The organism is Clostridium sp. D46t1_190503_E9 (assembly GCF_015555225.1).
In the GTDB taxonomy this organism is placed as follows: Bacteria; Bacillota; Clostridia; order Clostridiales; family Clostridiaceae; genus Clostridium.
The window spans coordinates 49956-64236 of record NZ_JADNKB010000012.1 but is presented as its reverse complement, the minus strand read 5'-3'; the positions used below and the strand labels follow the sequence as shown (position 1 = coordinate 64236).

11 protein-coding genes are annotated in these 14281 nt (G+C 26.8%); 10 read left to right on the top strand and 1 reads right to left on the bottom strand.

Translation table 11 applies throughout. The annotated features are described in order from the left end of the window. Positions 1 to 21: 21 nt before the first annotated feature. Positions 22 to 558, top strand: a complete 537-nt coding sequence (locus I2E83_RS13950) for a GNAT family protein (RefSeq protein WP_195263500.1) — start codon at positions 22 to 24, stop codon at positions 556 to 558. A 106-nt stretch (positions 559 to 664) separates the two neighbouring features. On the opposite strand, the gene I2E83_RS13945 is transcribed toward I2E83_RS13950, so the two are convergent. After that, positions 665 to 1312: a hypothetical protein gene (locus tag I2E83_RS13945; RefSeq protein ID WP_195430518.1), complete on the bottom strand. Its 648-nt coding sequence runs from the start codon at positions 1310 to 1312 to the stop codon at positions 665 to 667. 295 nt (positions 1313 to 1607) lie between these two features. On the opposite strand from I2E83_RS13945, the gene I2E83_RS13940 reads away from it, so the two are divergent. The 9 genes from I2E83_RS13940 (at position 1608) to I2E83_RS13900 (ending at position 14228) form a co-directional block, all read left to right on the top strand. Next, positions 1608 to 1991, top strand: a complete 384-nt coding sequence (locus tag I2E83_RS13940; protein WP_195263502.1) for a VOC family protein — start codon at positions 1608 to 1610, stop codon at positions 1989 to 1991. Positions 1992 to 2263: 272 nt separating this feature from the next. Beyond that, positions 2264 to 3202 carry an L-lactate dehydrogenase gene (locus I2E83_RS13935; RefSeq protein ID WP_195263503.1) on the top strand — a complete coding sequence of 313 codons (939 nt, stop codon included), beginning with the start codon at positions 2264 to 2266 and terminating at the stop codon, positions 3200 to 3202. A 358-nt stretch (positions 3203 to 3560) separates the two neighbouring features. Next, positions 3561 to 4955, top strand: a complete 1395-nt coding sequence (locus tag I2E83_RS13930; protein ID WP_195430516.1) for a L,D-transpeptidase family protein — start codon at positions 3561 to 3563, stop codon at positions 4953 to 4955. 210 nt (positions 4956 to 5165) lie between these two features. Continuing rightward, complete coding sequence (locus I2E83_RS13925) at positions 5166 to 6089, top strand: LacI family DNA-binding transcriptional regulator (RefSeq protein WP_195430514.1); 924 nt, start codon at positions 5166 to 5168, stop codon at positions 6087 to 6089. A gap of 300 nt (positions 6090 to 6389) precedes the next feature. Beyond that, a complete protein-coding gene (locus I2E83_RS13920) occupies positions 6390 to 7727 on the top strand; it encodes a sugar ABC transporter permease (RefSeq protein ID WP_195430512.1) in 1338 nt (445 codons plus the stop codon). A gap of 5 nt (positions 7728 to 7732) precedes the next feature. Beyond that, positions 7733 to 8557, top strand: a complete 825-nt coding sequence (locus I2E83_RS13915) for a sugar ABC transporter permease (protein ID WP_195263507.1) — start codon at positions 7733 to 7735, stop codon at positions 8555 to 8557. A 36-nt stretch (positions 8558 to 8593) separates the two neighbouring features. After that, positions 8594 to 9874: a maltose ABC transporter substrate-binding protein gene (locus I2E83_RS13910; protein WP_195263508.1), complete on the top strand. Its 1281-nt coding sequence runs from the start codon at positions 8594 to 8596 to the stop codon at positions 9872 to 9874. A 116-nt stretch (positions 9875 to 9990) separates the two neighbouring features. Continuing rightward, complete coding sequence (locus tag I2E83_RS13905) at positions 9991 to 11841, top strand: glycoside hydrolase family 13 protein (RefSeq protein ID WP_195430510.1); 1851 nt, start codon at positions 9991 to 9993, stop codon at positions 11839 to 11841. 419 nt (positions 11842 to 12260) lie between these two features. Further along, entirely contained in the window at positions 12261 to 14228 is a 1968-nt protein-coding gene (locus I2E83_RS13900; RefSeq protein ID WP_195430509.1) for an acyltransferase family protein, read from the top strand. Positions 14229 to 14281: the final 53 nt, after the last annotated feature.

Below are 14281 nucleotides of genomic sequence, written 5' to 3'. Positions count from 1 at the left end.
TAAATTGGGGGAAAGAGATTTATGTATAAAGAAATAAAATTAAAAAATGGGGAAAATTTAATTATAAGAAAAGCTGAAGTTAATGATGCGGAAAAGATGATTGAGTATTTAAATATAGTTGGTGGCGAAAGTGATAATTTGCTATTTGGAGAAAATGAGTTTCACTTAAGTATAGATCAAGAAAAATCACATTTAGAAAATATGGCTAATCAAGAAAATTCTATCATGTTAGTAGGAGTAATAAATAAAAAAATAGTAAGTATAGCCCAAATATCTGCATCAAATAGAAAAAGAATATCTCATAATGCAGAAGTTGCCATTTCGGTAAAAAAAGAATATTGGAGTCTTGGTATCGGAAGTGAAGTAATGAAAACATTAATAGACTTTGCTAAATATACTAATAAAATAAAAAATATAAGCCTTGGGGTGAAAGCAAGTAATACAAAAGCTAGAAATTTATATAGAAAGATTGGCTTTAAAGAAGTAGGAGTTCATAGAAATTTCTTTTTTGTTAATGATGAATACGATGATGAGATATTAATGGACCTATATATTTAAAATAATGAAAGAATGAAAAATGAAAGAATTGAGGATGTTTTGCTCTGCAAAATTTAAATCCACAATTTTTTCATTATTTCATTCCTTAATTACTTAATTCTTTAATTTAAAACAAGTGAGCCACAAGTTTATTTCCATCTTCAAAAACAGTTACAGTAAAGTAATTCCAAGGAACTACTGTTGCTCCTACTCTTGAGATAGCAACTCTTATTTTAAAACTATGTCCAGAGTTTGTATTAGAATCTAAGCCTTCATAAGTTACTCTGTCTAACCTAACTACCATTTCCTCACCACTTGATAGTTCCATTTGACTTCTTAGTGAAGCTAAATCTTTTTTTAATTTTTCTTTATCTTCTTCAGAAATAGGCTCGTATCCTTTTTCACTAGTATTACTATATGTTATTAAATAGTTATATATAGAAGTATCTTCATTTAAGTAGGAATATAATAAATCATTTATAAAATCTATTTCTTTATATTCACCAGAAGTATAGTGAATAGATGTTTGATCATCATAAATATTAGTGCTTTTTTCTATTGCATTAATATCCTTAGTAGAGGTATATGATTTTCCAAATGCTTCAAAGGAAGTAGGGGCTTTAGGTTCTTCTTTTACTGTATCATCTGATTGAATATTTTCTTCAATAGGATTATTGTCAGTTACATCATCTTTTGAGTTTGCGTTTTTACATGAAGTAAAATTCAAAGTAATTAACAATGAAATCAATAATAAAAATACTTTTTTTATTTTCATATGAGCTCCTTTACTAGATAATTATTCCAAAAAACTTATGTAAATTTATTGTATGATAAAACATAAGAAAAGTAAATTAATAAAAGAAAACCTTTAAATATATTTAAAAAATTAAAAAGTGTTTATGGATTAAACAATTGGTTGATAAAATGTAATTTCAGAAATATAATTATATATAAGAATTAATATTATCTAGTGATTAATATTATTATTTTAATTAAATGAACTAATTATATAATAATTTTATTACTATAGTGATTAATAATTAAATAGATTAAATTTAGGAGGAAAAGAAATGTCAGTTAAAATGTTACACACTTGTATTAGAGTTAAAGACTTAGAAAAGTCATTAAAATTTTACAAAGAAGCGTTAGATTTAATAGAAACAAGAAGAAAGGAATATCCAGAAAATAAGTTTAGTCTTGTTTATTTATCTAATGAAGAAGGTGGATATGAAATAGAGCTTACTTATAATTATGATGTTGAAAAACCTTATGATTTAGGAAATGGCTTTAGTCATATTGCTGTTGAAGTAGAAGACTTAGAAGCAATGAGAGAAAAACATATAGCTTTAGGATATGAAGTAACTCCATTTAAGGGACTTCCAGGAACAAAACCTTCATATTATTTTGTAACAGATCCAGATGGATATAAAATTGAAGTAATTAGAGCTAAATAAATTAAAGTAAATCTAGTGGCTTTACAAAAGTTACTAGATTTATTTTTGTATATAATACATAAACTATTTAATGTAATATATAAATTAAACTAAAAATGCTTTTAAAAGGTTAATTATAAATTATATTAGTTAGTAATAAGAAGTTATTAATTTTAAAAATATATAGTTTATATAATAAAAATTATCTAAAAGAAGTATAAATTAACAAGTAATTAGTTTATAATAGAAATAAATTACAATAAATTAAATAAAAGGATGAAGGAGTATTATATATGAGTAAAATATCAATAATTGGAGCAGGCTCAATTGGAGCAACTACTGCCTTTGCCTTACTACAAAAGGAAGTAGCAAGAGAAATAGTTATAAATGATATTAATCAAGAAAAAGCATTAGGAGAAGTTCTTGACTTAATGCACGGTAGTTCACTAAATAGTCCTTGTAATGTTACACTAGGCTCTTTAGAGGATACCAAAGATTCAGATATAATTGTTATAACTGCTGGTGTTGCACAAAAGCCAGGAGAAACTAGACTAGATTTAGTTGATAAAAACTATAAAATATTCAAAAGCTTTGTTCCAACAATATCAAAATTAAGTCCTAATGCAATATTATTAGTAGTATCAAATCCAGTAGATATATTAGCATACATGACTTATAAATTATCTGGATTTCCTAAGGAAAGGGTTATTGGTTCAGGTACAGTTTTAGACACAACAAGATTAAGAAGTTTACTTGGAAAGTACTTTGGTATCGATGGAAGAATTGTTCAAGGATATGTTTTAGGAGAACATGGAGATAGTGAATTTGTTCCATGGTCATCATTAACAATAGGAAATATTCCAATAAAAAATTTCTCAGAACAATTAAAAATAGAATGGGATGAAGCAACAGAAAAAGTTATTGCTGATGATGTTAAGAATGCAGCTTATGAAGTTATTAATAGAAAAGGAGCTACTGCTTTTTCAGTTGCAGCAGTTTTAACAAGAATAGTGGAAGCATTCTTAAAAGATGAGAAAACTGTATTATCAGTATCTACTTTATTAGATGACTATTTAGGGGTTAACAACACATACTTAAGTGTTCCAACAATAGTAGGTAAAAATGGAGTAGAAAAAGTATTAAATATAGAATTATCAGAAGAAGAAAAAGAAAAGTTTGTTTCATCAGCTAAGATAATGAAAGAATATATTGATAGAATCGATAATAATTAAAACTTTAATGTGAAGGTATGAAATTTTAATTTCATACCTTTTAAATTTATATTGGGGATATAGATCGAAAAACTTTCTACTAAATTTTATAAGTGCTTAATAAATATTATGAGTCTATAACGTAATAATAAATCTTTAAGGAATCATCTTATATTAAACATTGATATATATAATATACATATAAATTAGAAATTATTTAAAAGTGTTAACATAGTCGACACTTTACTATTTTTATTGTAAAATATATTATTATTGGGAAAAAATAACATTAATTAAGGTTTAAAACGAAAAATTAAAGCATAGTATAGATAGAAATTATGTTTAATTTAAATGAGTATAATGAGAGGGATACAGTAATATGAAAAAAATTAATATAAGGGAATTTTTTGAAAATAAAATAACAGGATACATTATTATTATATTTGCGGCAATTATATTTGTTTATTTACTTATATCAATATTTTTTACTAATCATTTATTCTTTAATACTAGTATAAATGGAATTAATTTATCATTAAAAACTTATGAAGAGGCACAGGATATACTAAAAGGCTCCATAAGTGATTATAAATTACAAATAATAGAGAGAGATGGCAAAATAGAAGAAATATTAGGAAAGGATATAGAGCTAAAGTTTAAGGAAAACAATAGTGGTATTAACATAAAAGAAGTACAAGCCCCATTAAAGTGGATTGTAGGATTAATTAAAAAGCAAAACTATTATATGAATGATTTAGTAATTTATAATGATGAAAAATTAAAAAATAAAATTAAAGAGTTAGACTGTTTAAATAAAGATATTATTGAACCTAAGAATGTAGGATTCAAATATTCAAATGGTTCATATGAGTTTATTGAAGAGATTTATGGAAATAAGGTAGATGAAAATAAATTATATGAAACTATAGAAAACAGTATATTAAGAGGAGAAGCTAAATTAGATTTAAATGAGAAACTATGCTACGAAAATCCAGAGTACACAATAAACTCTGAAAAGGCAATGACAACTAAAGATACTTTAAATAAGTATGTATCAACCCAAATAACATATTTATTTGGAAATAAAAATGAAGTATTAGATGGAAATAGAATAAACGAATGGCTTAGTGTTAATGACGATTTAGAAGTAATAATAAATGAAAACTCAGTAAAAGATTATGTATTAGAGCTAAGTGCAAAGTATAACACAGTTGGAATAGCAAGAAATTTTAAATCTTCTACAGGAAAAGTTGTTGAGGTTAAAGGTGGATATTATGGGTGGAAAATTAATTATGTAGCAGAAACAAAGATGTTATTGGAAAATATAAAGCTTGGTGCAGTACTTGAAAAAGAACCAATATACACACAAAAAGGTATCAATAGAGATGCAGATGATATAGGGGATACCTATGTAGAAATCAATATAACAAGGCAGCATTTATGGTTTTATAAAGATGGTGAACTTATTACTCAAGGGGATGTGGTAACTGGAGATCCTGGGAAAGGATATTCCACTAAACTTGGAACGTATATGCTTAATTATAAGCAAAAGGAAGCAACTTTAAGAGGTCCAAATTATGAAGCAAAAGTAATTTATTGGATGCCTTTTAATGGGAACATAGGAATTCATGATGCAAGTTGGAGATATTCTTTTGGAGGGACAATATATAAATCAAATGGAACTCATGGTTGTGTAAATTCTCCGTCATATTTAGCAAAAACTATTTTTGATAATATAGAGGAAGGAACTCCTGTTATTTGCTATGAAGAATAGAAATATTAAAGTAAAAGAATTTAAGGTTAGATATGTGTTTTAGACACTAATCTAGCCTTTTTACTTTAAAAAAATAATAATAGATTTACTTTAAGAATGACCTTTTTATAGTAGAAATATATAAAAAATTAAATACTTTATATGATATAATTAGTTTAATTATTATAAGGATTAAGGATTTAACTATGGCTTTAAAGGAGGTCATTTTATATGGCGAAAAGAAGGGTAACATTAAAAGATATTGCAAGAGAAGCAGGTGTATCTGCAGCAACAGTATCATATGTTCTTAATTATTCAGAAAAAGAAAAGATTAGCCATGAAACAAGATTAAAAGTTTTTGATATAGCGAAAAAATTAAACTATGTTCCCAACATGGCAGCTAAATCTTTAGCAAGTAAAAGAAGTTATTTAGTTGGAATCATAATAAATTTAGGTGAAAAAAATCTAAAGAGTAAATTATATGAGTACTATGATTTAACTAATGAAATTCAAAAAGAAGTTTATAAGCTTGGATATGATGTAGTGTTTTTAGCTACTAAAGAACCAAATAAAGATATACAAGTTGGGCAAAAAAGATCATTAGATGCTGTATTTGTTATTGATATGGATAAAAGTAAACTAAAATATCTTACAAGTAATTTTTATGTACCAGTAATATTTATTGATGGATATTTAGAAGATCCGATATTTTGCAAGATATTAAGTGATTATAATGAGTTGTTTAATATATTAGAAAAAAAATCAGAGATTAAAAAAGATTCCTATATTATTATGGAAGATTACTCAAATGAAAACTTAAGAGAAATTGTAAATGAAAGATTCCTAAAAGAAAATATATTTGTAAATAAACATGATAGTGATTTAATTGGATTTTTAGAAAAGCATAAGAATAAAAGAGGTGTAGTTTTAGGGGAGATATTAGGAATGCAAGTAGAAAAATATGTAGATACTAAAGATATAATAGTTATTATTGGATCAGAAGAATCAAATTTATTATTTTCTCATACAAAAACAATTTCTATGAGTAATAAAGAAAAAGCAAAAAAATCAGTTGAACTCATGCAAAAATTAATTAATCTAGATGAAGAGGAAATTATAAATACTACATATATAAAACCAATTTTTAAATATTAGAAATAATAAAAATGTGAGTTTGCACAAAGTTCACATTTTTTTATTTTTTTACTGATTTTAGAGATAAGTTAACATGATGCTTAACAAATATAAGGAAGATATCATAGGAGTGCAATATCAAAGTGTTTTAAATAAAATATTTTTACTTAACAAAAAGCTTTTAGAAATTTACTTAAATTTAGATGAAAATTTGAATTGTACATATGTATGAAAGTTCTTGAATGTAATTGACTACAAAAGGATATATTGTTATACTCAGGTTACTTAAACGAATAAGTTAAACAGAAAGAAGGAGTGGAAATGAAAAGAAAAAAGGCGCTTTTATTATCGTGCTTAGTATGGGGAAGTGGTCAGTTTTTTGTCTGTAAACAACGGATAAAAGGATTACTGTTTTTTATGATGCAAGCTATACTTATAGCTATTGAATTGTTAAGTGGTTATTGGATTGAATATCTTTTAGGCTATATTAAAAATTTTCAAATTAGATTACATGGAGGTTTTTTTACTAAAGGAATTTGGGGACTAATAACTTTAGGAGAAAAAGTAGGAGTAAAAAATGGAGATCATTCAACCCTTTTATTAATAAATGGAATAATTTCAGTTATATTGATTTTTATTTTTGCAGTTATTTATTTTTTAAATGCAAAAGATGCATATGAAACTGGAAAAAAGATTGATGAAACAGGAATATATATAAGTTCAAAAGATTATGGTAAGAAAATATTTGAAAAAAAGTTTCCTTATATAATTCTTAGTCCTATAGCTGTAGCATTTATTTTTGTAGTAGTTATGCCAATTATATTTTCAATATTAACAGCATTTTTAAATTATAATAGAGATCATCTTCCACCAGGAAATTTAATAGATTGGGTTGGTTTTGATAATTTTATTAAGTTATTTAGAGTGCCAGTTTGGTCTAATACATTTTTTCATGTTTTAATTTGGACTATAGTTTGGGCCTTTACGGCAACGTTTTCAACGTATTTTTTAGGAATGCTACAAGCAATAATATTAAATCATAAGTCTATTAAATTCAAAAAATTTTTTAGAACAGTTTTAATTTTGCCGTGGGCAATTCCTCAAATAATATCACTTATGGTATTTAGGAATTTATTAAATGGACAATTTGGACCTATAAATCAATTTTTGTTAGATATTGGGCTTATATCTGAAAGGATACCTTTTTTAACAGATCCAATAATTGCAAAGATAACTGTTATAGTAGTAAACCTTTGGCTTGGATTTCCTATGTTTATGGTTATGATGCTTGGAGTATTTGCAAATTTAGATGAAAGTCTATATGAAGCAGCAGCTATAGATGGAGCAAGTAAATTTCAAATATTTAAACATATTACCTTGCCATTAGTTATGCTTGCTACAGCACCACCACTTGTTATGAATTTAGCTTCAAATTTTAATAACTTTGGCTCTATTTATTTCCTAACACAGGGTGGACCAGCGAATACTTCATATCAATTTGCTGGAGATACAGATATTTTAATTTCATGGATATATAAATTAACACTTGACCAGCAAATGTATAATATGGCAGCAGTTATGAGTGTGTTGATTTTTATCATAATTGGTGGATTCTCTTTCTGGCAATTTAAAAACACTACGTCATTTAAGGAGGTTTAAGAAAAATGAGAAAAAAAATAACATCGATATTATTGCATCTTGAACTTATTTTAATGTCTATAATAGTGTTGGTTCCAGTAATTTGGATTGTGATGTCATCTTTTAATAAAGGGGCTGGATTATCATCTGCAACATTAATTCCGAAAGAATTAAGCTTAGAAAATTATAAAAATTTATTCACTCAAACTAATTATCCAGTTTGGTTCTTTAATACATTAAAAATTGCAATAGCAAATACAGTTTGTTCAGTTACTTTGATAATGATTACGGCATGGATTATGTCTAGATTTAAATTTAAAGGAAAAAAGACAAGCCTTATGACAATATTAATAGTATCAATGTTTCCAACATTCTTATCTATGACAGCAATATACACTTTGTTTTTAACTTTAGGATTAGTCGGAAAGCCAATATCATTGATAATTATTTATGCAGTAGGGGCTATTCCTTACAATACTTGGCTAGTTAAAGGATATCTAGATGGAATACCAATGTCTATAGATGAAGCAGCATATATTGATGGCTGCAGTAGATTTAGATCTTTCTTTAAAATAATACTTCCTATGGCAAGGCCTATAATAACTTATTGTGCAGTTTCACAATTTATGATGCCTTGGATGGATTACGTTTTACCAAATATATTACTTTCAAGTGATAAGAGTAGGACACTTGCTGTAGGATTATTTTCTATGATAGTAGGTAAAGAAAGTTCACATTTTACAATGTTTGCAGCTGGTTCAGTTTTAGTTGCTATTCCAATTACTATCCTATATATGATTTTCCAAAAATATTTAGTTCAAGGCATTGCCTCAGGAGCTGACAAAGGTTAATAAAAAATAATTAAATATAAAATGGAGGAATTTATTATGAAGAGTATATCAAAAAAATTATCAGCATTAGTATTAATGAGTACGATGCTATTTTCACTAGCAGGTTGTAAAGATGTTTCAAAATTAGAGGAAGGAGAAAGTAATGAATCAGTTAGTTCATCAGAAGAAATGAAACCAGAAGATGGAGCAGAACTTCTTTTTTGGACAAACGATATAGAATATGGAAAAGATGTAGCATCTTCTTTTGAAACAAAGTATGGAGTAAAAGTAAACGTTGAGCAAATAGGTCTTGATGGTATGGGAAAAATTATGCTAGATGGTCCAGCAGGAAAGGGAGCCGATATATTTATTGCGCCTCATGATGCTATGAATACTGGAAGAACAGCAGGAATATTTGCAGAATTAGATGAAAGTATTGTAAAAGATTTAGAAAAAGAATTGAATCCAGTAGCTGTTAAGGCAGCCATGTATGATGGAAAAATGTATGGAGTTCCTTATTCAGTTGAAACAACAGCTCTTTTATACAATAAAGATTTAGTAAAAGGAGAACCAGCTAAGGAGTTTGAACAAATAGTTAAGGAAGCTAAGGAATTTAATAATAGTTCAGAAAATAAATTCTGGTTTTTAACTATAGCTAATAATGGATATAATGCGTACCCATTTTTAGGTGCAGATGGATTCCAATTGTTTGGAAATGATGGTAATGATGATGATAATCCTGGTTTTAATACAAAAGCTTTTGAAAATGGACTTGCTAATGTAGCAGCTTTAAAAGAAATAATTCCAATGAAATCAGAAGATTTAAAGACAAATGCAGAAACATTTATAGATGAAAACTTTATTAATGGTAAAACAGCTTATTACCCAAGTGGTCCATGGGCTATAAAGAAAATGAAAGATGCAGGAGTAAATTTTGGTGTAACAACACTTCCAACTATTAATGGAAAATCTATGAAAGCTTTTGGTGGAGTTCAAAATGCTCACGTATCAGCTTATTCTAAATATCCAAAAGCTGCCCAATTGTTTGCAAAGTTCTTAGCATCTAAAGAAGGTGCTGAAATTCTATATAGCAAAGCTAGTAAGGTTACTTCAAGAGCAGATATATCAGATGTGAAGGGGCTTGCAGAAGATAAAGATTTAAGCGTATTCGTTGAACAATTTAAGAATGCAGTTCCAATGCCAGCTTCAAAAAGAATATCATATTATTGGACAATATCAGATGGATTATTAAGTGCAGTATTTGATGGTGCATTAACACCTGAAGATGGAGCTAAGAAGGCACAAGCAGATTTTGAAGCACTTGTACAAAGTGAATAAATAATTTAATGAGCTGTCGCAAATAGCAATTTAATGAAAAGTGGAATAAGTAAAAGTTAAATTGTGCGACAGCTAAATTTATAAAACTGAGATATAGAAATAAAGGAGAAAATATTATGAATTTAGCTGCAGTTATACATGAATCAAAAAGTTCACTATCATATGCTTATGATAAAGATACATTACATGTAAGGATTAAAACAGCAAAGGATGATGTTACGAAAGTTACATTAATTGCACTTGAGCCATTTAATTGGGCTCCTAAAAAGGATGATCCAACGATATATGAGTTTAGATATGATGAAGTTCAATATATAAATATGGAAAAGGAATATACTACTGATTTATATGATTGTTGGTTTGCGGAAGTAAAGAATTTTCCATGGCTTAGAATAAAGTATTGCTTTATATTGGAGAACTCTACTGAAAAGTACGTAGTTGGGTGCAGAGATATAATAAAATATAATGAAAATGAAAAAGCTTTAGATAATTTAAGAAATTACTACAACTTCCCTTACATTAATGAAGAAGATATATATTCTTCACCAGAATGGGTTAAGGATACTGTTTGGTATCAAATTTTCCCTGAAAGATTTCATAATAGTTCAACTATCAATAAGAAAGATATTTTGCCTTGGGGAAGCGATGATATAGATGGATATGGTAAAAAATTTGGAGGAGATCTTCAAGGAGTAATTGAAAAGTTAGATTATATAAAGGAATGTGGTTTTACAGGAATATATTTTACTCCAATTTTTGAATCACCTAGCTCACACAAATATGATACTACGGATTACTTGAAGATAGATCCTGAATTTGGGAATAATGAAACATTCAAATTATTAGTTGAAGAAGCACATAAAAGAGGAATGAAAATAATGATTGATGCAGTATTTAATCATTGTGGTTTTTTACATCCATTTTGGCAAGATGTAGTAAAAAATGGAGTGAACTCAAAGTATTATGAGTGCTTTTATGTTTTAGACGAAAACAAACCTATTGTTCAGGGAGATTTAATAAATGGACTTCCAAAGGATTGTTTAAAGGAAGATTTAAATTACAGAACCTTTGCCTTTACACAAATTATGCCTAAGTGGAATTTATCAAGTGAAATTGCAAGAAATTATCTTTTAGATGTAACTAGGTACTGGACTGAAGAATATAAAATAGATGGATGGAGATTAGATGTATCTAATGAGGTTTCCCATGACTTTTGGAGAGAGTTCCGAAAAGTTGTAAAAGACATAAATCCAGAAGTATATATATTAGGTGAAAATTGGGATAATTCATATCCATGGCTTAAAGGAGATCAGCTTGATGCTGTGATGAATTATGAATTTACTAGCTCTATATGGAGTTATTTTGGAAAAGGCGAAGAAAATAGCCCTAAATATAACTCTAGTCAATTTAAAAATGCAATTAATAATTTACTGTTCATGTACCCTAAAAATGTTGCTGAAAATATGTTTAACTTATTGGATAGTCATGATACTTCCAGAATACTTACATTATGCTATGATAATGTAGAAATATTAAAGTTAGCATATGTATTTCAAATGACTTTTTCTGGAGCACCAAGTATTTATTATGGTAGCGAAGTTGGAATGGCTGGAGGAACAAATAGTAATCGTAGGTGTATGATTTGGGAAGAAGACAAACAAGATAAAAATCTTCTTGAAACTATAAAAAAATTAATAATCCTAAGAGGGAAATATAAATCTTTTAAATCTGTTGATTTAGAATGGCTATATGTAGATGATGATAAGAATTGCATAATATATAAAAAGGAAAGTATGGATGAAAAATTATTTATCATTATTAATAACTCAAGTAATGATGTTGACATAATCTTACCTGATGAAATGAAATTTAATAGATATAATGATATTTATGAAGATGTAAATATAGATCTTAAAGAAGAAATATCGTTAAAGTCTTATAGTTTTAGGATCCTATTGAATATTTAATTTAAAATTATATAATATATGATTTAAAATTAGATATCTCTATTTAAAATTATTTAAAATAAGTATATTAGCAAATAAAAAGGAAAGTTATAATACAAACTTTCCTTTTTTAGTGTAAATAATAGACAAAGATCTCCATTTGAGTTCAAAAATATTTTTAATCAAGTAAAATCAATGGTTTATAAAGGGTCTCACGTTTCGTGAGATCCTTTATAAAAATGAGAGATTAAATTTTTAAAGGCAATAAAGCTTACTCGAAATTGAATAAATTTTATATTAAATAGAGTTCTGAAACTACATCGTTTTATCTAAAAATTAAAACATATATTAAATAATCACAATATATGTTAAATAATTACAAAGGTGCTATAATATACATATTAAATAAATATTATTAATGAATATAAGGGGAGATAATAATGGAGGAAATTAAACAAAGGTATGATTCAGTTAATATTATGAGGATGGTAAGTGCTTTACTAGTTATCGCCATTCATACTTCAATATTTGGAAGTATCAATCAGACAGCTAATGACATTGTTACTAAGAGCATATCTAGAATTGCAGTTCCGTTTTTCTTTATTTCTACTGGGTATTTTATGTTTAAAAATATTAATAGACAAGGGTATATTAAGAGCTTTATAAAAAGGCTAGTAAAAATATATCTAATAATAGGTGTAATTGATGTTTTATTAATTATGCCATATGTTTCTGTAAGGTTACAAGGTGGTTTCATTAAAGCATTACAAGTTATATTAATAGGAGGTATTACTGAAAGTTTATGGTATGTACCTGCAATAATATTATCAGTATTAGTTGTAAGTGTTTTTATTAAGAAAAATTGGGTAAAACCATTAGTAATAGTAAGTATTTTATTATATATAATAGGACTACTAGGGGATAGTTACTATGGGTTAATTGTAAATACACCATTAGAAAAAATAGTTGATATTTATAAAACGATATTTATAAATACAAGAAATGGAATAACCTTTAGTGTACCTTTTGTTGCAATAGGAGCTTTAATGGCAAAAGGTAATATAGCAAATAGTATAAAGAATATAAAATATGCTGTTTTAGGATTTTCTATTTTACTTGGAATAGAAGCATATTTATTGAATGCTAATAATATAGCTATTGATACAAATATGTATATATCACTTATTTTGCTAGTTCCAGCAATATTTCTATGCCTTCTAAATTTAAAATTTGAAATAAGTGAAAGAACTTCTAATATACTAAGAGAAATGAGCTTATGGGTATATTGTGTACATGAAACAATAATGCTTATGTTACTAATATATGTTGGGAATTTTAATACTATAATGATGTTTTTAATTGTATCATCTATTTCAATATTTATTGCATATTTAATTTCAGCAAAAAAAGTAAAAATACCTGCAGTTAATATTAAAAAAGAAAGAGTGATAGCATGGTCATTTTTAGCTTTAGCTATAATTATTTTAGCTACTAACTCAATTAAAGGTAGTAAATCTGTAAATAATTCTTCAACTGCCTTTAATTTAGATGGAGAAGCAACTGATATAGTTGGACCATTATATAAAATAAGTGATGAAAATAGCAGTTTATATATTTATGGTAATTTTATAGCAGGTACTGAAGATATGTATCCATTGAACGAAGCAGTACAAGAAGCAATAAAAAATAGTGATGGAATAGTTGTTGAGACAAATCAACCTAATCCATCAGACAATAGGTATATTGAATTAAGCACTTATGCTAAAGATGACAGTATTGAAAATCATATAAGTAGTGAAGCTTTAGAAATGTTGAAAGAGGTTTTATCAGGAAAAAATATGAAATTTGATCAAGTTAAAAGTTATAGAGCTATGGTAATAGGTTCAATATTTCAAATGTTATATTCAGAGGTAGAAGGGTATTCAATGAATTATTCACCACAAGGTTTTGTAGAGGCCTTTGCATCAAAATATGAAAAAGATAAAATACCAATGATGGATATTTATGAACTTCTAACTGATATGGTATCTGTATCTAATGAAGTAGAGGATGCAAGTATTAAGCTAATAAAATATTATAAAGAAATAAAGCCGGAAAATTTAATAAAGTCATTAGAATTATGGAAAAATGGTGACTTAGAAGCCTTTAATAAATTTGATGTAGTGGAAGAAAGCTTAAATGATAGTGAAAAGAAAGAGTATCAAAAGATCAATGATGTATATAAAAAGCGTAATGGCGAGTTAAACAACAAATATTATGAAATTTACTTAGATAAATTAAAAGACTTTATGAAAGAAGATAAAAATTATTTTGTATCAATTTCCTATGATTTTATGGGAGGAGAAAATGGTATATTAGAGAGATTAATTAAAGAAGGATATAAAGTAGAAAAGGTTGAGAAAAAATGATGATTTAAAAATTTGACCTTATGGGCAAAATATAATTTGATACATTGATATTA